Source organism: Erwinia sorbitola, from assembly GCF_009738185.1.
GTDB classification, from domain to species: Bacteria; Pseudomonadota; Gammaproteobacteria; order Enterobacterales; family Enterobacteriaceae; genus Erwinia; species Erwinia sorbitola.
This window is the reverse complement of the sequence record NZ_CP046509.1, coordinates 4,550,600-4,572,374: the sequence shown is the minus strand read 5'-3', so window position 1 is coordinate 4,572,374 and position 21,775 is coordinate 4,550,600. Positions and strand designations below refer to the sequence as shown.

Genomic DNA, 21,775 nt, shown 5'->3' with positions numbered 1-21,775 from the left:
TTTTCTCAGGCGACGAATAGTCGCCTTTTTTATGCCCCCGATTTGAGGAAAACGACATGAAAGCCTGGCAGCGCCAATTTATCGAATTCGCTATCAACAAGCAGGTGCTGAAGTTTGGTGAATTCACGCTGAAATCAGGGCGTAGAAGCCCTTATTTCTTTAACGCCGGTCTGTTTAATACCGGGCGCGATCTCGCCCTGCTGGGCCGTTTCTACGCTCAGGCTCTGGTTGATTCAGGTATTGATTTTGATCTGGTCTTTGGCCCGGCTTATAAAGGCATTCCTATTGCTACCACCACGGTGGTGGCGCTGGCAGATCATCACGACCGTGACGTGCCTTACTGCTTCAATCGTAAAGAAGCTAAAACGCATGGCGAAGGTGGAACGCTGGTGGGCAGCCCGCTACAGGGTAAAATTATGCTGGTGGATGATGTGATTACCGCAGGCACTGCTATCCGGGAGTCGATGGAAATTATCGCGGCGAATCAGGCGACGCTGGCTGGTGTGCTGATCTCCCTCGACCGACAGGAGCGCGGACGTGGTGACATCTCCGCTATTCAGGAAGTGGAGCGTGATTACGGCTGTAAGGTGATTTCGATCGTTACGCTAAAAGAGCTGATTGCTTACCTGGAAGAAAAGCCTGAAATGGCCGATCACCTGATAGCGGTACGTGCATACCGTAGCGAGTATGGTATCTGATTAGCAGGGCGGCCATGTGCTGGCCGCCATGTTTCAGGGCAAGAGCAAACTGTCAGACAAACTGTGCGGCCAGCAGCGGCCAGCGTACATCGAAGTCTACCGTTGGACGATAGCGGAATTCAGAGCGGACAAAGCGCGACAATAATCCTTCGCAGAATGCCAGTAGCTGGCTGGCCAGCAGCGTTTCATCGGTAATAAAGCCTTCACCTTCACGCATTTTTTTCTCACGCAGTACCTGACGTAGCTGCACTTCAATACGCTCAAAAAGCTGGTTGATACGCCCCTGCAGACGATCCTGTTCGAACATCAGCGCGTGGCCGGTCAAAATACGCGTTAAACCCGGATTACGCTCACCAAAGCCCAGAATTAACTGAGTAATCATACGTAAGCGCGGCAGCGTCTCTTTTTCGTCTTTCAGAATCAGATTGATGCGCGTAATCAGGCTGTCTTCGATAAATTCGATCAGGCTGTCAAACATCTTGGTTTTGCTGGGAAAATGCCGGTAAAGCGCCGCTTCAGAAACTCCTACACTGGCCGCCAGCTTGGCGGTAGTAATACGCTGGCTGCCATCACCGGACTCCAGCATTTGCGCCAGCGCTTGCAGGATTTCCTCACGGCGATTCCTTTTCGCACTCTTCTTTTCTGCCATGTCTTAAAAGACCCCTGAAAACATCACCATAAACGGGCAAAGACCCACACAACATCCGTGAACAAGATGCTCACGGAGGGGAAATTCAGATTATCGTTGTTGCGGGAGCCGTGGAGAATTACTTGCGACCAGAATGGCCGAAACCACCTTCGCCACGCGCGCTGGTGTCAAAGTCGTTGACCAGGTTGAACTCGGCCTGGACGACAGGAACGAAAACCATCTGCGCGATACGTTCGCCTGGCTCGATAGTAAATGAGTCCTGTCCACGGTTCCAGACGGAGACCATCAACTGCCCCTGATAATCGGAATCAATCAGGCCTACCAGGTTACCCAGTACCACGCCATGCTTATGGCCCAGCCCGGAGCGCGGCAGGATCACGGCAGCGAGCTGCGGGTCTGCAATGTGAATAGCCAGACCGGTTGGCACCAGCGTGGTTACGCCAGGTTGCAGCACAAAGGCTTCATCCAGGCAGGCGCGTAAATCCAGCCCGGCAGATCCTGAAGTTGCATAGGTTGGCAGGGGAAAGTCGGTGCCGACTCGTGCATCAAGAATTTTAACGTCGATTTTTTTCATCATAAAGGCTGACAATCTCGTCTAATAGCTGTTGGCCAAGGAGTGACTTATCGCATAGCGGTAAGGCTTTATCTCCCTTCTGCCAAAAAAGGTGTAGGGCATTGGTATCGCTGTTGAAACCCTGCCCGGTTTTGGCTACATCATTGGCGCAGATCAAGTCCAGATTCTTGCGCGCCCTTTTTTGTTGGGCGTATTCTTCCACATTCTGGGTTTCAGCGGCAAATCCTACAACATACGGCCTGTTTTGCTGCATCGCTGCAACCCCGGCCACAATATCCGGATTTTTTATCATTCGCAGGGTAATTTCTTCCCCCTGTTTTTTGATTTTTTCTTCTGCTATCTCAGCTGCGCGGTAATCTGCGACCGCTGCACAGCCGATAAATATCTGCTGGTCAGCCGCCTGAGACATCACCACCTGCTGCATCTCCAGGGCCGTCAGGACATCAATGCGGTTGACGCCCGCTGGTGTGGGAAGCGTCACCGGACCGGCAACCAGGGTGACGCGGGCACCGCGTTTTGCCGCGGCCGCAGCCACAGCAAACCCCATTTTCCCCGAACTATGATTACTGATGAAGCGTACCGGGTCGAGTGCTTCACGGGTGGGGCCTGCGGTGATCATAATATTAAGATGTTGCAGATCGTTGATGGGTGAAGCCCAGCCGACAGCCAGGTCTACAATCGCCAGCGGGTCGAGCATGCGCCCTGGGCCAATATCGCCGCAGGCCTGGCTGCCGCTATCCGGCCCCCACACCTGTACGCCGCGCTGCGCCAGCAGTTGCAGATTATGTTGGGTAGGGAGCGCACGGTACATCTGCTGATTCATCGCCGGGACAATCGCCACCGGAGCCGCAGTGGCAAGGCAGAGAGTGGTCACCAGGTCATTCGCCATACCGGCGGCAACGCGAGCGATCAGGTCAGCGGTTGCCGGGGCGAGGATCACTAAATCAGCCCATTTACCCAGTTCGATATGCCCCATAGCGGCTTCGGCTGCGGGGTCGAGTAAATCATCGGAGACCGGATAACCGGACACTGCCTGCAAACTGAGTGGAGTGATAAAGGCTTTCGCCGCGTGAGTCATTACCACGCGCACCTCCGCGCCACGGTCGCGCAGCCGGCGCACCAGCTCAGGTGTTTTATAAGCCGCGATACCACCACTGACGCCAAGAACAATACGTTTTCCGGTTAATCCCATCATTTTGCTGTTTGCCTTCTCTTAAGCCTTTGCGGTGCCCTGGCGCCGTTACTCGATTATTTTATCACACTCCATCAGACGGGTTAGTACCACACAATTTTTGCGATCGGGCACGTAAAGTCTGCACATCACGATAGGAAACTACTGTATATAATGCCATGCTTTTTTCTCTTCAGGAAGGAGAAACGGCAGATGGAAGAGAACTGGAAGGGGCTCCCCCCGCGTGAAAAATTAGTAGAGTTCAGCCCGGCGGCGTTGAGCGACACTGAATTACTGGCCATTTTCCTGCGAACCGGCACACGCGGAATGCATGTTATGGCACTGGCGCAGCGGTTACTCGATGTATTCGGATCGCTGCATCGGATGATGACTGCCCCCCCGGAGGATTTTAGGGCAATCCACGGGATAGGTATGGCAAAATATGCGCAGCTTAATGCGGTGGCAGAACTTGCCCGGCGCTGCTTCACCAGCCCACAGGCGCTGGAGAAAACTACAGTCAGTAGTTCTGAACAGATGCTGGATTTTCTTAACAGCTCCCTGGCACATCGGGAGCGGGAAATTTTTCAGGTGGTCTTTTTTGATAACCAGCATCGGGTGATTCATACCAGCGAAATGTTCAGCGGTACGCTGAATAGTGTAGAAGTTCATCCGCGAGAAATTGTCCGCGAAGCGCTAAAACGAAATGCAGCAGCGTTAATTCTGGCGCATAATCACCCATCAGGGCTGGCAGAACCCAGCCGTGCCGATCGCACAATCACTAAGCAAATCGTGAGTGCATGTGCCCTGATGAATATTCGGGTGCTTGACCATATGGTGATCGGTCGGGGGGAGTATGTCTCTTTTGCTGAACGGGGCTGGTTATAGTCAGTTGGTTATTATTTAATCAATTTTCGCTTTGGTTTTGCTTTTACAGTGGCTAAACAGGGTGTTTCCCGTACAAAAAAGACAAATGTACGCGATCCTAAGGGATCTTTATCTGTTCGGGACTTGAGCGGTCGCGCTTCAGGGCGTATACTACGCCACCTTTGAGAATCTCGGGTTTGGCGTTTGAGCCTACTCAGCGGGTTCACATAGAACTCGCCTGGATGGGCTATAAGCCTGACGAGGCGGCCAGAACCTTATTTTTAAAGCTCGAGCTGATTTGATTTTTGGAGAATAGACATGTCACGAGTCTGCCAAGTAACTGGCAAGCGTCCGGTAACGGGTAACAACCGTTCCCACGCAATGAACGCGACGAAACGCCGTTTCCTGCCTAACCTGCACTCTCACCGTTTTTGGGTTGAGAGCGAAAAGCGCTTCGTTACACTGCGCGTATCTGCCAAAGGCATGCGCGTAATTGATAAGAAGGGTATTGATACGGTCTTGGCCGATATGCGTACCCGCGGTGAGAAGTACTAAGGTAAGGAACTGAAACATGGCTAAAGGTATTCGTGAGAAGATCAAGCTGGTTTCTTCTGCTGGTACAGGTCACTTCTATACCACCACGAAGAACAAACGTACTAAGCCGGAAAAATTGGAACTGAAGAAATTCGATCCAGTTGTCCGCCAGCACGTGATCTATAAAGAAGCTAAGATTAAGTAATTAATCTCAGTGGATGAAAAAACCCGGCTTCGGCCGGGTTTTTTTGTTTCTGCATTTTTATATATACCCTCAATAATTCGAGTCCCCTTATGGAGGCGAGGAAATGCCAGAGTTACCAGAAGTCGAAACCAGTCGACGCGGGATTGAGCCGCATCTTGTTGGCGCCACGATTTTGCATGCCGTGGTGCGTAATTCGCGCCTGCGCTGGCCGGTATCTCAGGAGATCCATGCCCTGAGCGATCAGCCTGTACTGAGCGTTCAGCGACGTGCAAAATATCTGCTGCTCGAACTGCCGACGGGTTGGATCATCGTGCATCTGGGTATGTCAGGCAGCCTGCGAGTGTTACCGGAAGATCTGCCTGCGGCAAAACACGATCATGTCGATCTGGTGATGAGCAATGGCAAAGTTTTGCGCTACACGGATCCGCGCCGCTTCGGTGCCTGGCTGTGGTGTCCTGATCTTGCGGCCAGTTCAGTACTGTCGCATCTCGGGCCTGAGCCTCTTGGCGATGACTTTTCACCGGAATATCTGTTTGAAAAATCGCGTGGTAAGCGCACGGCGGTAAAGCCATGGCTGATGGATAACAAAGTGGTGGTTGGTGTGGGTAACATCTATGCCAGCGAGTCGCTGTTCGTGGCAGGGATCTCGCCCGATCGTCCGGCGATGGCATTAAGCGAAGCAGATGCCGCGCTGCTGGTTACCACGATTAAAGCGGTTTTGCTGCGCTCTATTGAGCAGGGCGGAACCACGCTGCGTGACTTTTTGCAAAGTGATGGCAAGCCGGGATATTTTGCGCAGGAGCTACAGGTGTATGGACGTGCTGGTGAGCCTTGCCGCCAGTGCGGTATGCCGATAGAGAGTAGTAAACACGGGCAGCGCAGCACATTTTTCTGCCGTCACTGCCAGAAGTAAGCCGCTCCTCATTCAGAGCTTCGCTTTCAGAGCCTCGTATACCGGGGCCGGAAGAAACGCTTCGACTTCCCCTCCGTGGCGCGCCACCTCTTTCATCAGCGATGATGAAATAAAGGAGTAGGCTTCGGACGGCATCAGAAATACGCTTTCCAGAGTGGGAAGCAGATGGCGGTTCATATGCGCCAGCTGCAATTCATACTCAAAATCTGAGACCGCCCGCAGTCCGCGTACCAGCACATTGGCCTGTTGCGCTCTGGCGAAGTTAGCCATCAGGTCACTGAAGCCCACTACCTTGACGTTTGGCAGATGTGCCACCACTTCGCTTGCCAGTGCAACGCGCTCCTCCAGTGAAAACAGGGGCTTCTTGCTCGGGCTGGCCGCCACTGCCAGTATGATGTGATCAAACATCAGCGCAGCGCGGGTTACGATGTCAAGGTGGCCGTTGGTCATCGGATCAAAGGTACCGGGGTAGATGGCTTTGGTGCTCATAGTCTGCCGTTCCTGGATGCGTGATTAAGAGCCCAGAGGGCCGTGTATTTATTAAAAGTATACTGTGCATTCACCACGGCCAGTAACCAGCCCTGTTTCCCATCAAGAAAACCTGCACGCAGCACCAGTGTTTTCAGAAATGCTCCGGCTGTATGCCCAAAAATGGCCGTTATACCGCAACGTTTCCCCTGCTGATGGCGTTGTTTAGCCCAGGCTTCTGCGTAAGCGAACTGTTTCCACTGGAATGCAGCGAAGTCACGACAGGTCAGGTGCAGCAGATCGCCGTGCAGCGGGGTGGCTTTCACCTGTGCCGTTTCCAGTGATTCATGCACCTGGTTGTCGTTGTACTGATAGTGACGAGGATACAGGCGGGTGACGCGATCCGGATACCAGCCACTATGGCGCATAAAACGGCCGAGGAACAGATTACGCCGCGCAATGCTGTACACCGCCGGGGAGGGAGGCTGCTCCAGAACCTTTTCAATAGCCTGTTTCAGCTCAGGGGTGACGCGTTCGTCACTATCGATCATCAGAATCATCGGGTGGCTGGCATGGCGCTGCGCCTGCTGGCGCTGTTTGCCATATCCGGGCCATCCCTCAGAGTGGAAGACTTTTGCACCGTGACGGCTGGCAATATCCGGCGTGCCATCGCTGCTGCCGGAGTCGAGCAGGATAATCTCATCTGCCCAGCTGACTGACTCAAGACATTCTGGCAGCAGGTCTGCTGCATCTTTGGCAATCATCACTACCGACAGTTTCTGGCGAGTGCTCATTTAATGATTCCGCTGAGGCAGATGAGGTTCAAGTAAATGTAACAGGCGTTGCAATGCTCCCTGATTCTGGTGAAGCACATCTACGGCATGCCGGCCATAGTAGAGGCGGTAATCTTCATCTGTCAGCAGGGTGCCAATCTCTTTATCCAGCGAGTCGGCATCGGTTACGGTAATCAGCCCATCGGCCTGCTGCAAGCGTGCGCAGATATCTTTAAAGTTAAAGATGTGTGGCCCCATCAGTACCGGAATAGCATGGGCCGCTGGTTCCAGCGGGTTGTGGCCGCCGCGCTCAACCAGGCTGCCGCCAACAAAGGCCAGGTCGGCGATGCCGTATAACAGCATCAGCTCACCCATCGTATCGCCAATCACTACCTGAGTGCTGCCTGAGGGAATTTCACCGCTGCTGCGCATGGTATAGCTGAAACCAGCTTTCTGCGTCAGCACACGTGCGGTATCGAAACGCTCCGGGTGGCGTGGCACCAGAATCAGCAGCAGGTTAGGGAAACGCTCCAGCAACTTACGGTGCGCCTCAAGAATAATGCTCTCTTCCCCTTCATGGGTGCTGGTGGCAATCCATACCGGGCGACGTGGCGCCCACTGACGACGCAGTGTGATGGCGCGCGCAGCCAGCTCTGGTGTTACAGAAATATCAAACTTCAGACTGCCGGTGACCGCCAGCTGCGAACGTTTTACGCCAAGGCTGATGAAACGCTCACCATCTTCCTGATTTTGCGCGGCAATCAGAGTGATGCGTTGCAACAGATGTTTCATGAATTTACCGATCTTCGCATAACCCTTTGCGGAACGCTCAGACAGACGAGCATTGGCGATCACCAGCGGAATTTTGCGCGTATGCAGTTGGGTGATCATATTAGGCCATAGCTCGGTTTCCATGATGATCACCAGTCGCGGACGCACCGTATCGAAGAAACGGTTCATTGCGCCGGGCAGGTCATAGGGGAGATAGACGTGGTGAACGTCTTTGCCAAAGGCCGAGCTGGCACGCTCCGAGCCTGTTGGCGTCATGGTGGTGACAACAATCGGAAGATTAGGGTAGCGATGGCGCAGTGCGCGCACCAGAGGAATAGCGGCCAGAGTTTCACCCACCGATACCGAGTGAAGCAGAATACCGTCAGGCTGCACTTTCCCCGCGCAGAATCCATAACGTTCAGCCCAGCGTTTGCGGTAAGCAGGGGCTTTCCGGCCGCGCAGCCAGAGGCGCAGCCAGATAAGAGGCTGAATGAGATACAGCAGAGCGGTATAAATGGTAATCATCACATTGCTTTTCAGTTGAACGGAGACTTGTGCCCAGGGATAGCCGAAAAAAGAGAAATAATGCGGCATGTTAGCAGATAAGTGAGGCTTGCTCACACTACTTCATGGCTTGAGCATAGGTTTGCTAAAAGCACATTATGATGACAAGGGTAATTGTCCGGTCAGGTGTGCGCCTGAGCGGATTTTCGCCACCACCACAAGCGATAATGCCAGAGCAGGAGATGGTATCTTTGCTTCAGTCCACGCGCGTTGCGCCGCATCCTGGAAAGGGTGTCGGTTGCTAAAAAATCAGCAATCATCGCCTGTCTGGCGGCCTCATCAGGTTCGCGGCGAATGGCATGACAAACAATCAGCGCCTCACGAAAAATCTGGGCATGAAATGAGCGATGGATTTTAACGGAATGACTGTATTGCTGATTCAATTCCTCCAGGCGCTGGCAAATCCTCAAATAATGGCGCTGGTACTCAACGTTAGGCTGCCCCACTCTTGGGCGGTTGCTAATGGATTCTGAATGCAGCAGATAGTGATAAAGGGCGCGCTCGTTATAACGTACCCGACGGGCATTGAGCATAAATTCGGTTGTCCACAGTATGTCCTGATGATGAAGCCCTGGAACAAACTGCAAATTTGCCTGCTTGATCAGAGAAACGCGGTAAACACCCAGCCAGACAACGTGCAGATAACGACGGGTTTTTAAAGCACGATCCAACCAGGATGTGCCGCTCATAATCTGAGTTGAACGAAGCCGATTGAGAGGAATTAATATGGTTCCCGGGCCATATAATGAACTGGTGCGTAATGCGTTGCACTGTGCCACATCCAGATCGTCAGTCCTGACCATTGCCATTAAGGTGCTGTACAGGTCTGGCTCAAGGATATCGTCTGCGTCGGGGAAGGTGACATAGGTTCCCCTGATGTGTTTCATACCAGTGTTTCGGGCGCAGGAGACGCCACCGTTTTCCTGATGGATAACAGTGATGTTACTTTTCTGGCGAGCATACTCATCTGCACGCTCTCCTGAGCCATCCGTTGAACCATCATCAACAATAATGATTTCAAGATCTTCGAAAGTTTGTGCCAGCAGAGATGCCATAAAAGGAGCAAATAGCTCCCCTGCATTGTAAAGAGGTACAACGACACTCAGCAGAGGGCTTTGGGTCACAGGCAATATCCTTTCCTCGAAAATTCCAATCCGTTGAGATTTCAAACAGTTAACAAAGGTTAGTAGATCCTATGGATTTTTTTTGATTTTAAGTGTGCAATTCGTGCGATCCCGGTGTCTGAAGAGGTCAGGGAGCAGTGGTGTTAAAGGCATAGCTTTGCCGCCACCCGCGAAGCGGATTGTGGGGGAGGAGAATTTATCAAATGGATAAGGAGGGTCTTTAGGCGAGTGATGCTGTTTTTGGGCGGAACTCCAGTATGTTGATACGGGCGAATTTTTCGCCAGCAGGTTAGCCATGAAGAATATTTTAATAATTCGCCGCGATAATATTGGCGATCTGGTCTGTACTACCCCGCTGATTGAAGGGGTGAAAATTGCCTACCCTGATGCGAATGTCTATTTATTAATCAACACTGTCAGCCATGATGTGGTCAAAAATAATCCTTATATTCACACTACTTTTATATATCGTAAGATAAAACACAAAACCAAAAATGAAACGAAAGTTGGTGTTTATTTCGATCGTATAAAAATAATTTTAAAATTGCGGCACATTGCATTTGATGCGGTTATTCTGGCTAATCCAAGGCCATGTAAATATAGCCTGAGAATGGCCAAAATGATTGGCGCTAAAAATATCGTTGGTGCAACAGATGGCGATGGCGCTATCACTGTCCCGTTTCGTCGGGAAGACTTTCATGGTAAACATCAGGTTGAACGTACCTTCAGTTATTTATCGGCCATTACCGACAGGAAGGTTGCTATCCCGCCGGTGCGCATCTGGTTAACTGACCAGGAGCGTGAAGCTGCCGCAGAACGGATTGCTGCTTTACAGCCGGGTCAAACTATCGGGCTGGCGGTACATATCAGTAGCCGCAGTGAAAAGCGTCGCTGGCTGCTGGAGCGCTATACAGAAATTATTCAGCGTTACCTGCGGGAATACAGCGGCAGTGTATTGATTTTTTGGTCACCTCAGGGAACGCTGGAACCGGATGATATTGGCGATCAATATCGTGCTGAACAGCTGCTGGCGGCATGTAAAGATGAGAGGGTTTCCCTGTACCCCACCGCGTCGGTTCGCGAGCTGGTGGCGGCCTATGAAAAATGTGAGCATCTCCTTTGCAGCGATGGCGGACAGATGCACCTGGCATCAGCGATGAATAAAAAGCAGGTAGTATTTTTTGGTGATACCAGCGTGGATGAGTGGCACCCGTGGACGGGTGAGTATGAAATTCTGCAAACTGAATCCGGCGAATGTTTTGATATCACGGTTGATGAGGTGTGGGAAAAAATTCAGTCGCAACACATAAAAGATATTGCGCTGAATTAATTTATAGCGTCAACGGTACTTATTATTTTTGCAATGATAAGTACCGGTCAATAATAATGTCATAGCTGAACTTATGGTACATCTCTTCACTAATATGTGGCGGCGTATCCCATGCTTTACGCATTTTCTCGGCCAGAGATGCACTGGTTAGCTCTGCCAGATAAGGCTGAAGTTCACCGGTCATAATCTCAGATGCTCCGCCGGGGCAGGCGGTACTGACAACAGGTGTATGGCAAATCAGGGCTTCAATCAGGACGGACGGCAAACCTTCGCTGTCGGAACTCAGCGCAATCATTTTTGCGCCTTTAATGATTGGGAGCGGGTTTTTCGTAAAGCCTGTAAAGATCACTCTGTCCTGTAGGTTTAGCTGTGAAACTTTATCCTGAATCGTGCGGGTCACGGCGTCTTCACCCTGCCCGACGATGATCAGTTTGCATGGCAGGTTAGCCAGCGAGAACGCTTCTAATAACCTGTCATGCCTTTTCACATGGTGAAAGCGGCCCACATGCGCAATATAGGTCTCATGGGCATAAGGATTGCTTTGCCCCGCCCGCGCCCTGATGTCGTCCAGATGGAAGGGATTATAGATGGTCATCAACGCCGATGGTTTAAGCCCAACATTGTTGATCAGGTCTTCACCTACGGCATCTGAAACAGAGATAATGCTCCGGTTTTGGTAAACTTTTTTTATTTTTCGTGTTTTCAGCCAGCGGCTAAAACCGGTTTTATTACCGAGGTAAGATCGTGAGAACATGCCGTGGACACAGAACCACAGATTACAGGTATTGAGCACGCTGGAACGCACCACGATACGATCGGTTTTGTGCAGGCTGCTTATCACCAGCGTGGGTTTGCCATATTGACGGAACAGTTCGGGCAATAAGCTATCCAGCGAGGCAGCGCGTCTTCTCAGCTCGCACAGCTTACGGAAAGGACCTTTTTTTCCCTTGTCGCGATCAACAATATAATTAATTTCGCCGGGGATCTCATAATCAAGGCGGTCGCTTAACGACAGCAGTGTGACGGCATAGCCACGCAGCGCGATCCCCTTTGCCAGCGTAAGAGTGACATTTTCCGCTCCGCCACCGGGCAGGCCATCGATGATAAACAGAATATGGTTCTTCATTGAGTTAATACTCTTTGATAAAGGTCGATCAATTGCGAGGAGAGAGCTGACGGGTTATAGGGCATGATCTTTTCACGCGCAGCGCTACCCATAGCGGAATCCAGCGCTTCACGCGGTAACTGCTGAACAGCAGCCGTCAACGCAGGGACGTCAAGGGCATCAGTGACGAAGCCATTGGCACCGTTGGTGATAAATTCGGCACCGCCGCAGGTTGTACTGGTAATAACGGGTAGCCCGCATGCCATCGCTTCCAGAATAACGTTGGGGAAGGGATCGTACAGTGTGGGCAATAGCAGGCCATCTGCCGCCTGATAAAACGGCAGGGTGTTTTTTTGCATACCCATAAATCGAATACGGGCCTCACAGCCCAAAGAGCTGGCCAGAGCACGCCAGGACTTCTCGTTTTTATCGCGGCCGATAACCATCAGATAGCTATCGGTGGGGGCAATCGCTCGTATTGCAGCGGCCAGTCCCTTTCTTTCAAACCCGGAGCCGACAAAGATCAGGCAGTGTGCCTGAGCCGGGAGTTGATACTGCTCGCGTAACTGACGCTTTACCGCGATATCTGCGGGATAAAACGTATGGTGATCGATAGCGTTATAGATGACGGTGATTTTTTCTGCGTCCACATGGAATTGCTCAACGATTTCCCGCTTTATCATCCCGGCATTGCAAATCACCGCTTTTAACTCAGGCGCGGAATACATATCGGACTCTGCCTGCATCACAAAGCGATGATAAGGGCTGTTAAATAGAAGTGGATGACGCCACGAGGGAAGCAGTCGCGCTCGCTGATGCAGCCAGTTGCGATGGACGCCATCTCCGGCACGATAGATATCACACCCGGCTATACGTTCATGGCTTTGTACCAGATCGAACTTTTCACGCAGCCATACCGCTTTTGCCGCTCTGGCAAAGCCGCGCTCACGGCTGATGCGGCCCAGTTTCAGTGGGTTACATAAATGGATGTGCCAGTCTGGATTGACTTCACCCTGCCACTCGCGGGTAATGACGTTAAGTTCGAGGTTCTGCTGTTCAAGTGCCAGCAGCGCACGCGAAATAAAGCGTTCGGCACCGCCATCCGGGCGATATTTTTGCCTTACCAGGGCCAGACGAAATGGTTTCATGACAACAGCTCCTTTGTTGCATTGATCACAACCTCGACGGGGATGAGATCAAGGTAACGCTCATCGGTTTTTGTATCGATATCGTCAGGATCCGGCAGCGCGCCATAGTCACCCGCCCAGATGACTTTGCCTTGTACCTGCCAGGGACGCCAGAAGGTCAGTTTTGACGGGCCAAAGAGTGCCACACAGGGAGTGCTCAGTGCCGCCGCCATATGCATAGGTACCGAGTCCACGCCGATGAACAGCCGCGCATGGTCGATCAACGCCGCCAGCTGACGCAAAGTGAGCTGGCCGGCCAGGGAAATCACCCGCTCTTCAGGGCACTGTGCCAGAATATTCGCCACCATTTCCTGCTCTCGTTTATCAGGGCCAGAGGTGAGCACCAGCGTATAGCCGCTGGCTTGCAGTGCGCTGATGGTGGCGGCCATTTTGGCCTCCGTCCAGCATTTGAAAAACCATCGGGATGTTGGCTGAACCACAATAAAATCATTCGGTACGGCCTGCTGACCCAGTAAGCCCTCGACGTGCTCCCAGTCACTGGCGTTATAGCTCATAGTGACCTGAGATGAGGTTTGCAGGTTGCCCAGTGGTTCCAGCAGCGAAAGATTTTGTTCAACGGTATGCAGCTTGCCGTGTCCTGTAACGGGCACCAGCTGCGTATGACAAAAACGCCACAGCGCGCCGCGACGCTTGGGAAAGTCAAAACCGAGCCTGATCCTGGCTCCCGTCCAGCGCGTAGCAAGGGCGCTGCGCCATTGGTCAGCAAGGTTGATAACAACATCATACTGACGAGCGCGAAGCTGTTGCATCAGCTGCCATTCATGTTTCAAATGTACAGCGGCACCCTGTTTTTTCCACTGCCGGTCAATGGTCATCAGCCGGGCGATAGCCGGGTTTGCTGACAGCATCTCTCTGGTTTCGTGGTACAGAAGTACATCAACTTCCGCCTGCGGCCAGTTTTGCTTCAGAGTATTGATGACCGGGGTCGTGAGCAGCATATCGCCATGATGGCGTAGTTTAATAACCAAAATGCGCTTTGGCAGTGGAACAGGTGCTGAATTCATGATGCTTTTTTTCCGGGAAACGGGAATTGAATTCTAAAGGAGCAATGTCAGTGTGGCTAGCATTGCTCTGTTTTCTCTGCGCATTCGGGCCTGGGGCATATTGGCAGCGAAGTCATTTGCTCTGACGAAACGGGCTGCGTAACATAGGGTTAAAAGCACAATTCAGGTTCACTAACCATGGCTAAACCAGCGTTCATCATTACCATTGATACCGAGGGCGATAATCTGTGGGAAAACCACGATCGTATTTCGACTCAAAATACCCATTATTTGCCGCGCTTTCAGGCGTTGTGTGAGAAGTATGCATTTAAGCCGGTTTATCTCACCAACTATGAGATGGCGATGGACAGTGACTATGTCGCTTTTGCCCGTGATGTTATCGCCCGCGATGCTGGCGAAGTTGGCATGCATCTGCACGCCTGGAACAGCCCACCGCTGGAGCCTCTGACAGAAGACGACTGGCGGCATAAGCCCTATTTGATTGAGTACCCTGCTGCACAAATCCGCAGCAAAGTTGAATTTATGACCCGGCTGCTGGAGGAGACATTCCAGACGAAAATGCTGAGTCATCGCGCCGGGCGCTGGGCTTTTAATGAGTACTATGCGGCACTGTTAATTGAGTTTGGCTATGTGGTTGATTGCTCTGTGACGCCAAAGGTTAACTGGCAGTTTTCACCCGGCGATCCGGCGGGAAAAGGCGGCACGAACTATCGCGATTTTCCCTCACAGGCTTACTTTATTGATGAAAAAAATATCGCTCGTGCAGGAGCGTCGCCACTGCTGGAAGTGCCGATGACGATCCAGTACAAACATTCAGGCTTAATGAATGCGCTGAAGAGTGGTTATGATCGCCTGCGCGGAAAGCGGCGATCGCCTTCGGTACACTGGCTGCGCCCCTCTGGCGGCAATGTCGAGATGATGAAACGAGTTGCGCAGCAGTCGCTGGATGAGGGGCATGACTATGTTGAGTTTATGCTGCACTCATCTGAGTTTATGCCTGGTGGCAGCCCGACTTTTTCGACAGAACAGCATATTGAGCGTTTGTATCAGGATCTGGAGCAGTTATTTAGCTGGCTTGCTGAACGCACAGTGGGAAAAACTCTGGCAGAGTACCACCAGAGCAAAATCAGCACGCTATAGCTTATTTATAGCCCTGTACACACCGCTGTCAGGGCTGAGTAGTGGCTGCTTCAGCTCTGAAAGCCGAGAGGGTTTTTTTCCTGCCAGTTCCATGCATCCCGCATCATCTCATCGAGACCACGCCGGGCTTTCCAGCCCAGGTGCTTGCTTGCCTGCTCAACATCAGCCCAGCATTCGGCAATATCACCCTCCCGGCGTGGAACAATCTGGTACGGCACCGGGCGGCCTGAAACTTTTTCGAATGCTTTCAGCATTTGCAGTACGGAATAGCCAACGCCTGTTCCCAGATTGTAAATGCTGACTCCGGGGAATTGCCGGATATGTTGCAGCGCTTTTAAATGGCCCTCCGCTAAATCCATTACATGGACGTAGTCGCGAACACCGGTTCCATCTGGGGTGGGGTAGTCGTCACCAAAAATTGACAGGCGCTGAAGTTTTCCACTGGCAACCTGAGAAATATACGGCATCAGGTTGTTCGGGATGCCATTCGGATCTTCCCCAATCAGGCCTGACTCATGGGCGCCCACAGGATTAAAGTAACGCAGGATGGTGATTGCAAAATCCGGGCAGGCTTTGGCGAAGTCGAGCAGGATCTGTTCAACCATCAGCTTGGAGGTACCGTAAGGATTCGTTGTGCCGCCAGTTCTGGAGGTCTCACGCAGCGGTGTCGATTCCGGCGCACCATAAACCGTCGCCGAAGAGCTGAATATAAAGTCGTGAACGCCCGCCGCACGCATCTCATCCAGCAAGATCAGCGTGCCGGCAACATTGTTTTGATAGTATTCGAGAGGTTTAGCGACGGACTCACTAACGGATTTCAAACCAGCAAAGTGGATAACTGCGGAGATGTCATGTTGGGCAAAAATCGATCTCAGCTGTTCGCGATCCTGGATATCATTCGGATAGAACGTGATTTTGCAGCCGGTTAAACGTTCCACTCTCTCCAGGGCGATCGGGGATGCATTGACCAGATTGTCCAGTACCACCACGTCATACTGGTTTTCCAGCAGTGACATCACGGTGTGAGAACCGATATAGCCAGCCCCGCCAGTTATCAGAATTGCCATACAGGTTCTCACTCCGTTTAATGTGTGACGTGACTATCCGTCGTTGGGCCAACGTTTTAATATTAAGCAATATACTGCGGGATTAAGACGGTAAGTGCAATACGCCAGGCACTGCGGACAGGGCGGTTCTCAGGCCTTTCTGAGCCTATCCTTCACGTCGTAACTCGCGAAAAACAGTGCTATCATGCGGGCCATCTGTATTACCCCCAGGTTAGCTTAGTGAACTTGTTTTACTTTAAAAGCAGACAGGTTTAATTCCGTTCCAGCGTATGAGTCTGGAAGTGTTTTATAAGAAAAAGTTGAGTGGTGTAATGAAGGAATCTAAAGTAAAGTGGATTAACCGGGCATTAACGTTATATACCTTTTTCTCCCGCCACCTGAAAAAAAATAAACCCCTGAATGCCGAAATGGAATTTCAGCGTATAGCGATTTTTTCGACTACCGCGCTGGGCGATTTGATGTTTAACACGCCTGCCATCTTTGCGTTGAAACAGCGATATCCTCAAGCCTCGTTCGTCCTTGTATCCAGTGTGAAAAACGGCCCGTTAGTCGATCCCAGCCCGTGGTTTGATGAGGTTTTTTACTGGGATAATAAGATTCGAAATGCGCACCGCTTGATTAAGTCTCTGCGTGGCTTTCAGCCGCAGCTTACGGTGATTCTGCATTCTTATATGCCTTATGACGTGCTATGTGCTGTGTTGTCCAACAGCGAATACATTATCCGCGATCAGTATCGGGTCGATAGCCCGCTGATGGATCGTTGGTTGAATCTCTATTCCAGGCCTTATAACGGACATTTGATTCAACGTAAGCTAGATCTGCTCACCCCGCTTGGATGTCGTAATGACGATTGTCGCATGCATATTCCGGTTGCCTGGCGTGCCAGTGAAAACCCGGGGGGTAAAATTCGTATCGGTTTTCAGATGGGGGCTTCAGAAGCTAAACGCTGCTGGCCGGTTAAGCGTTTTGCCGAGTTAGCCAGCTTGCTGTGCCAGGATGATCAATACCAGGTCGTACTCACTGGCGGCCCCAAAGATCGGGGTTTGGTGGCTGAGTTTGAGCAGCTGGTGGGGCCTGAGATTTTTTCCCTCGTGGAGAATAAAGTGGGGAAAACTTCGCTGGTGGAGCTGCTGACGCTAATCGACGGGCTGAATGTATTAGTGACAGGAGACACAGGCCCGCTTCATCTTGCCATTGCATTGCAAACCGCTACCGTCAGCCTCTATGCGGATGCAGAGCCTAAACACACCGGGCCTTATCAGGATCCGCAGCTGCATATGATTATGAAGTTGGATGAAATACGGCCTGACAGCCGCCAGCCGTTAGAGCAAATTAGTGCAGAAGCGGTGCAGGAAAAGATTACTCAATTAGTATCAGCTTAATAACAATAACCGTTACGTCGACCCGATATCGGCGTAACGGTTACCGGTGATTACTGCCGTTTAGGTAATACCATAATAATAGCCAGTGGCAGCCAGAACATCACCCACGATGTGCCAGGATTACCAATCAGGAACATCCCCTGAGTGGTATAAAACAGCAGGACAAAGAGAAACATTGATGCTTCCAGCGCCTGGTGCGCTTTAATATGCTGCCATCCCAGATAGAAACCGTAACCAATCACCACCAGCAGCATCAGCCCACCGACAATGCCACCTTTCAGCAATGAAGAGAAATAGAGGCTGTGCGTGGTATGAACCCGCTGCCCGATTTCGTTCACAAAGTTTAGCTCCTGACCAAAGCCCCAGCCAAACCACGGTTTCTGCTGTATATAGCTCAGTGCATTTTCCCAGATACCAAAACGAACAAAACTCTGTGAGTAACTGTTCTGTATACGCGCAATTAAAACGTCAAAGCTGTTGGTATATACCATGCCCAACCCGATCGCCAGTAAGATCAGGCCAATGATTAACCAGTCTTTGCGATGTAATCGTTTGATTAACAACATCATCGGGGCCAGTGCAATAATCAGTGAGAACAGCGGGCCACGGCTTTGCGTAAGCAGAATGGCGACAAAGAGCATCGCAATGGGCAGGTAGAGCCATTTTTTACCGGTTTCTCGCAGCAGAATCAGCCCGCAAAAGATACCGACACCAAAGTAGCCAGCCATATCTATCACGTTTTCCGGTGCCAGCGGGAAGGCTCTTTCAAGGCGATTATGCAGCAACGTGTGTTTATTGACATAAAAGAAAGTCAATAAACATAGAATGACAATTGATGAAAAAACCATGGCCAGCATAAGGTTCTTTTTATTATAAAAACTTATGATATAAAAAATAGCCATAAAGAAAATAATATAAACACTATGGGTCAGGTCTGAAACCAGTGTTTCAGAATTCGCATTCCACAGACCGCTTATAGAGTAGTAAAAAAGAAATATAGAGGTTATGACTAAGCCAGTTTTTATCTCTGCTGAACTGAATATTTTCTTTCGGATGTTTTTATTGGAGAGTAAAAAAACAACAGAAAGTATTAAAGCAATATGAAACGTATTATTGACTTTCCCAAGCCCACCGAGGAGTGGCATTAAAAATAAAAAAGCAGCATAAAAGAATATCATTGATTTTATTATCAAATTATTATTCTTAGCAGACATCATGAGGCTTTACCTTTTTAAAAATACTGCTATCTAACGCACTGTTCAATGAGAGATTTAAAACTTCGATGGAATTCTCTTTTAATACCTGACTGGCGTGTCGGAATGCAGGCTCTATTAAACCTGAAAATTGTTGCTCAAGACCACAGGGTGATTTGTCATTTTCATTTTCATAGAAACGAGGTTGTTGAAAATTATTCATATCCAGACCAGCGATAATGACTCTGCTGAATCCCATAAATTGAATAATCTGTAATGCCCAGTGCGCTACGGTTCCTGCATCGAACACACCTTTGCGGATATCTTTAAAAAAGGCAATATTCCGATCTGTTTTACAGAAGCTGACGCTCTCTTCATCCTGGTAAGATTGATGGATTTCTTCTGTCAGCACCTGGGGCTGGAAGCTTTTAAAGCAGGCATCTTCAACAATCGCGATTTGACAGCGAATAGCTGAGTAACCAAAGTATTCAATAACTTTCACCACACCGCGAACCGTGGTGAAAAACAGAATATCAGGATCATTAATCATTTCTTTGACCATGCTCTGCCGCTGGTCAATGAAGGTCATATCAACAATCACGAAGAATTTGAAGTTGGTTTTATCATGCATAAACCATGAGCCATTCACCCCCATTGCGGGCAAATGCTGCAACGGGGAGAAATCCGTTTCATTCACTGAGGGGCCGGAGGCAATCAGCAGCAGATCCCCTGAGTATTTCCGCGCTATATCGGAAAGATTTACGATTGCTACCGGCTGTCCACGGACACTGAGGCTGCTAATATGGCCTTCACTGGCTCGTTTGATTTTGACATACGGCCAAAGATTTTCGTTATGACGAAAACGGCGCGAATGACTATACCGATAGATTTGTTTGAAAAATGTTCCCATGTTTACTGCTGTGTCCTCACTTCGTGTGACCACTTCCCGGCATTGCTGAGTATGTAAATTCTATAAAAAAACCATCTGCAACAGATGGCCGATTTATGGGATTTTACGGCAGAATTGTGACGAGTTTTTGCATAACCATTTGCGGGCTAATGGCCGCCATATCTTTCGACTCAGCCGGAAGCAACACCACTTGATTCTTTCCATATCCGCCAATCAGTCCCGGATCGGTCGGGCCGTACAGGGTAATATTCGGCCGGTCGAGCGCTGCGGTTAAGTGGCTTAACCCGGTATCCACCGACACTACAGCGCGGGCACCGGCAAGGTAACAGGCAACTTTCTCCAGCGTCAGCTTAGGCAGCACTTCAACAAAGTCAAACCCCTCTGCCAGCCGCAGTGCGCGTTGATGCTCATGCTCTGCACCCCAGGGTAATTTAACTTTTAATCCTGAAGGCTCTATTAAACCTATCAGCTCGCGCCAGTGATCTTCCGGCCAGTGTTTGTTGTCTCGCGTCGTTGCGTGCAAAAACACCAGATATTGATTAGCGTCTGCGGGCAGCTCCTGAGTAAAGTGCTGCGCGATAGCATAATCGCCTGGCGTTGATGGCAGCGCATATCCCAGGCTTTTAGCAAACAGCTCGCGGGTACGCTGTACGGCATGCTGTTGCTTACTGATGTCATGACGTTTGTCGTACCACCAGCTGGCAAATGGCTCGCGGGCGCTACGGCTGTCCTGACCATGCTTAATGCCTTTTGCCAGACGCGTCACCAGGGCTGCACTTTTAATCAGCCCCTGAGCATCGATGACTGCATCGTATTCCCGAGACTGAAGCTCGCGTTTAAATACCACTCGCTCTTCACGCACCTGGCTGCCAAACCAGTGTTTACGCCAGCGGCGAATCGCCACGGGCAAAACGCGATCCACTGCCGGATGCCAGGAGGGAATTTGCGCAAAACCCTCTTCTACCACCCAGTCAAAGCGAATCCCAGGGATCGCGTGCATAGCGTCGGTCAGAGCGGGTAATGCGTGCAGTACATCCCCCATTGAGGATGTTTTAATAATCAAAACCCGCATTCAGACTCCAGGTCGTGGGCAAAGCGTTTCCAGCTCGGTCATGACCCGTTCTGGCGTAATATCAATCAGACTCTGGTGATATCCTTCATCGGCATCACCTTTGCGAACTTTATGGTAACCCGTAATTAAACGTATCACGCGGGCTTTATCGGACAGCGGTGGGGTAAAGTCAGGGCTGCTTGGCCCGTAGAGAGCTACCAGCGGCCGGTTCAGTGCTGCGGCAATATGCATCAGGCCGGAATCGTTACTGACCACGGCATCGCAGGCCGCCAGCAGTATAACCGCCTGCTCCAGCTGGGTTTCTCCGGCCAGATTACGGCAGTGCTGGCGTGAATCATCCGCAAGTGTTGCCAGAATCTGCTGCCCGGTATCGTGATCTTTTGCTGAACCAAACAGCACAACCTGGTAGCCCTGGTCGATCAGGCGCTGTGCCAGGGTGGCGTAATGGTAATGTGGCCAGCGTTTAGCCGGGCCAAATTCTGCGCCGGGGCAGAAGCCAATCATCGGGCGTCCGGAAGCAAGGCCGAAGGCGCTGATTGCGGCCTGTTTTTCTGCATCCTGTACGGCTAGTTGCGGCCATAGCAGAGGCTGTGGCAGGTCACTGGCGCTGTGAATACGCGTCTTATCGTACGCCAGCGCTACATAACGCTGTACCATCAATGGGAATGCGCTCTTATCAAGCTTGCGCAGGTCGTTCAATAATCCGTAACGCATCTCACCGCGCCAGCCGGTACGGCGTGGGATATCAGCGAAAAAGGGAACCAGGGCGGATTTAAACGAGTTGGGCAGCACAAAGGCACGGTCATAGCCGTTGGCCTTGAGCATTTTCCCCAGCCGGCGACGCTCGGCAATTTCCAGCGCCCCGTGGCCCAGCGGCATCGCCACTGCCTGATTCACTTCCGGCATCCGTGACAATAACGGACGGCACCACGCTGGTGCCATCACGTCAATGACTGCATCGGGATGTTCGGCTTTTAGGGTGCGATAGAGACTTTGTGACATCATCATATCGCCGACCCATGACGGGCCAATAACCAGAATTTTCATTCCCGGACA

Annotated in this window: 23 protein-coding genes; 8 read left to right on the top strand and 15 right to left on the bottom strand. The window is 51.1% G+C overall.

Annotated features, from left to right (window positions below; translation table 11 throughout):
• Positions 1-56 precede the first annotated feature (56 nt).
• Positions 57-698, top strand: coding sequence for an orotate phosphoribosyltransferase (gene pyrE / locus GN242_RS20760; RefSeq protein WP_156288140.1), 642 nt, complete (start codon positions 57-59; stop codon positions 696-698).
• A gap of 52 nt (positions 699-750) precedes the next feature.
• On the opposite strand, the gene slmA is transcribed toward pyrE, so the two are convergent.
• From slmA to coaBC, 3 genes are all read right to left on the bottom strand, one after another.
• Positions 751-1,347, bottom strand: coding sequence for a nucleoid occlusion factor SlmA (slmA, locus tag GN242_RS20755; protein WP_154754105.1), 597 nt, complete (start codon positions 1,345-1,347; stop codon positions 751-753).
• A gap of 118 nt (positions 1,348-1,465) precedes the next feature.
• The gene (gene dut / locus GN242_RS20750) at positions 1,466-1,924 is read right to left on the bottom strand and encodes a dUTP diphosphatase (RefSeq protein WP_195918395.1); all 459 of its coding nucleotides are present in this window, start codon (positions 1,922-1,924) and stop codon (positions 1,466-1,468) included.
• Positions 1,902-3,116 (bottom strand): bifunctional phosphopantothenoylcysteine decarboxylase/phosphopantothenate--cysteine ligase CoaBC, encoded by a 1,215-nt coding sequence (coaBC, locus tag GN242_RS20745; RefSeq protein WP_156288139.1) that lies wholly within the window; start codon positions 3,114-3,116, stop codon positions 1,902-1,904. The genes dut and coaBC overlap by 23 nt, the downstream gene beginning before the upstream one ends.
• A 189-nt stretch (positions 3,117-3,305) precedes the next feature.
• On the opposite strand from coaBC, the gene radC reads away from it, so the two are divergent.
• The 4 genes from radC (at position 3,306) to mutM (ending at position 5,608) form a co-directional block, all read left to right on the top strand.
• Complete coding sequence (radC, locus tag GN242_RS20740) at positions 3,306-3,977, top strand: RadC family protein (protein ID WP_154754107.1); 672 nt, start codon at positions 3,306-3,308, stop codon at positions 3,975-3,977.
• A gap of 297 nt (positions 3,978-4,274) precedes the next feature.
• Entirely contained in the window at positions 4,275-4,511 is a 237-nt protein-coding gene (rpmB, locus tag GN242_RS20735; protein ID WP_154754108.1) for a 50S ribosomal protein L28, read from the top strand.
• A gap of 16 nt (positions 4,512-4,527) precedes the next feature.
• The gene (gene rpmG / locus GN242_RS20730; protein ID WP_001051798.1) at positions 4,528-4,695 is read left to right on the top strand and encodes a 50S ribosomal protein L33; all 168 of its coding nucleotides are present in this window, start codon (positions 4,528-4,530) and stop codon (positions 4,693-4,695) included.
• 103 nt (positions 4,696-4,798) lie between these two features.
• Positions 4,799-5,608 carry a bifunctional DNA-formamidopyrimidine glycosylase/DNA-(apurinic or apyrimidinic site) lyase gene (mutM, locus tag GN242_RS20725; RefSeq protein WP_154754109.1) on the top strand — a complete coding sequence of 270 codons (810 nt, stop codon included), beginning with the start codon at positions 4,799-4,801 and terminating at the stop codon, positions 5,606-5,608.
• A gap of 12 nt (positions 5,609-5,620) precedes the next feature.
• Here the strand turns inward: mutM and coaD are convergent, their stop codons facing one another.
• The 4 genes from coaD to GN242_RS20705 all read right to left on the bottom strand — a co-directional run bounded on the left by coaD (position 5,621) and on the right by GN242_RS20705 (position 9,308).
• Positions 5,621-6,097, bottom strand: coding sequence for a pantetheine-phosphate adenylyltransferase (coaD, locus tag GN242_RS20720; protein WP_154754110.1), 477 nt, complete (start codon positions 6,095-6,097; stop codon positions 5,621-5,623).
• Positions 6,094-6,870: a glycosyltransferase family 2 protein gene (locus tag GN242_RS20715; RefSeq protein ID WP_156288138.1), complete on the bottom strand. Its 777-nt coding sequence runs from the start codon at positions 6,868-6,870 to the stop codon at positions 6,094-6,096. Before GN242_RS20715 ends, coaD begins: the two co-directional genes overlap by 4 nt.
• Positions 6,871-8,145: a lipid IV(A) 3-deoxy-D-manno-octulosonic acid transferase gene (gene waaA / locus GN242_RS20710; protein ID WP_154754196.1), complete on the bottom strand. Its 1,275-nt coding sequence runs from the start codon at positions 8,143-8,145 to the stop codon at positions 6,871-6,873.
• 161 nt (positions 8,146-8,306) lie between these two features.
• The gene (locus tag GN242_RS20705; protein ID WP_156288368.1) at positions 8,307-9,308 is read right to left on the bottom strand and encodes a glycosyltransferase; all 1,002 of its coding nucleotides are present in this window, start codon (positions 9,306-9,308) and stop codon (positions 8,307-8,309) included.
• 295 nt (positions 9,309-9,603) lie between these two features.
• Here GN242_RS20705 and GN242_RS20700 point away from each other — a divergent pair, with 295 nt between their 5' ends.
• A complete protein-coding gene (locus tag GN242_RS20700) occupies positions 9,604-10,638 on the top strand; it encodes a glycosyltransferase family 9 protein (protein ID WP_154754112.1) in 1,035 nt (344 codons plus the stop codon).
• A gap of 22 nt (positions 10,639-10,660) precedes the next feature.
• Here the strand turns inward: GN242_RS20700 and GN242_RS20695 are convergent, their stop codons facing one another.
• From GN242_RS20695 to rfaQ, 3 genes are read right to left on the bottom strand one after another with little or no spacing between them, the layout of a single operon-like run.
• Positions 10,661-11,764: a glycosyltransferase gene (locus GN242_RS20695; protein ID WP_154754113.1), complete on the bottom strand. Its 1,104-nt coding sequence runs from the start codon at positions 11,762-11,764 to the stop codon at positions 10,661-10,663.
• Positions 11,761-12,891 (bottom strand): glycosyltransferase family 4 protein, encoded by a 1,131-nt coding sequence (locus GN242_RS20690; RefSeq protein ID WP_154754114.1) that lies wholly within the window; start codon positions 12,889-12,891, stop codon positions 11,761-11,763. The genes GN242_RS20695 and GN242_RS20690 overlap by 4 nt, the downstream gene beginning before the upstream one ends.
• Positions 12,888-13,958 carry a putative lipopolysaccharide heptosyltransferase III gene (gene rfaQ, locus GN242_RS20685; protein ID WP_374189871.1) on the bottom strand — a complete coding sequence of 357 codons (1,071 nt, stop codon included), beginning with the start codon at positions 13,956-13,958 and terminating at the stop codon, positions 12,888-12,890. The genes GN242_RS20690 and rfaQ overlap by 4 nt, the downstream gene beginning before the upstream one ends.
• Before the next feature lie 174 nt (positions 13,959-14,132).
• Here rfaQ and GN242_RS20680 point away from each other — a divergent pair, with 174 nt between their 5' ends.
• On the top strand, positions 14,133-15,095 hold the full coding sequence (locus tag GN242_RS20680) for a polysaccharide deacetylase family protein (RefSeq protein ID WP_156288136.1): 963 nt from the start codon (positions 14,133-14,135) through the stop codon (positions 15,093-15,095).
• Between the two features lie 50 nt (positions 15,096-15,145).
• Here GN242_RS20680 and galE read toward each other — a convergent pair whose 3' ends face one another.
• Positions 15,146-16,162, bottom strand: a complete 1,017-nt coding sequence (galE, locus tag GN242_RS20675; RefSeq protein ID WP_156288135.1) for a UDP-glucose 4-epimerase GalE — start codon at positions 16,160-16,162, stop codon at positions 15,146-15,148.
• Positions 16,163-16,431: 269 nt separating this feature from the next.
• Between galE and GN242_RS20670 the strand changes: the two genes are divergently transcribed.
• Complete coding sequence (locus tag GN242_RS20670; protein ID WP_230320747.1) at positions 16,432-17,544, top strand: glycosyltransferase family 9 protein; 1,113 nt, start codon at positions 16,432-16,434, stop codon at positions 17,542-17,544.
• 50 nt (positions 17,545-17,594) lie between these two features.
• Here the strand turns inward: GN242_RS20670 and GN242_RS21805 are convergent, their stop codons facing one another.
• The 4 genes from GN242_RS21805 to rfaF form a co-directional block, all read right to left on the bottom strand.
• A complete protein-coding gene (locus tag GN242_RS21805; protein ID WP_230320748.1) occupies positions 17,595-18,329 on the bottom strand; it encodes an O-antigen ligase family protein in 735 nt (244 codons plus the stop codon).
• 418 nt (positions 18,330-18,747) lie between these two features.
• Positions 18,748-19,647 (bottom strand): WaaZ-like lipopolysaccharide core biosynthesis protein, encoded by a 900-nt coding sequence (locus GN242_RS20660; protein ID WP_156288133.1) that lies wholly within the window; start codon positions 19,645-19,647, stop codon positions 18,748-18,750.
• Positions 19,648-19,750: 103 nt separating this feature from the next.
• Positions 19,751-20,719: a lipopolysaccharide heptosyltransferase RfaC gene (gene rfaC / locus GN242_RS20655; RefSeq protein WP_154754120.1), complete on the bottom strand. Its 969-nt coding sequence runs from the start codon at positions 20,717-20,719 to the stop codon at positions 19,751-19,753.
• Entirely contained in the window at positions 20,720-21,766 is a 1,047-nt protein-coding gene (rfaF, locus tag GN242_RS20650) for an ADP-heptose--LPS heptosyltransferase RfaF (protein ID WP_156288132.1), read from the bottom strand. It abuts the gene before it with no gap.
• Positions 21,767-21,775: the final 9 nt, after the last annotated feature.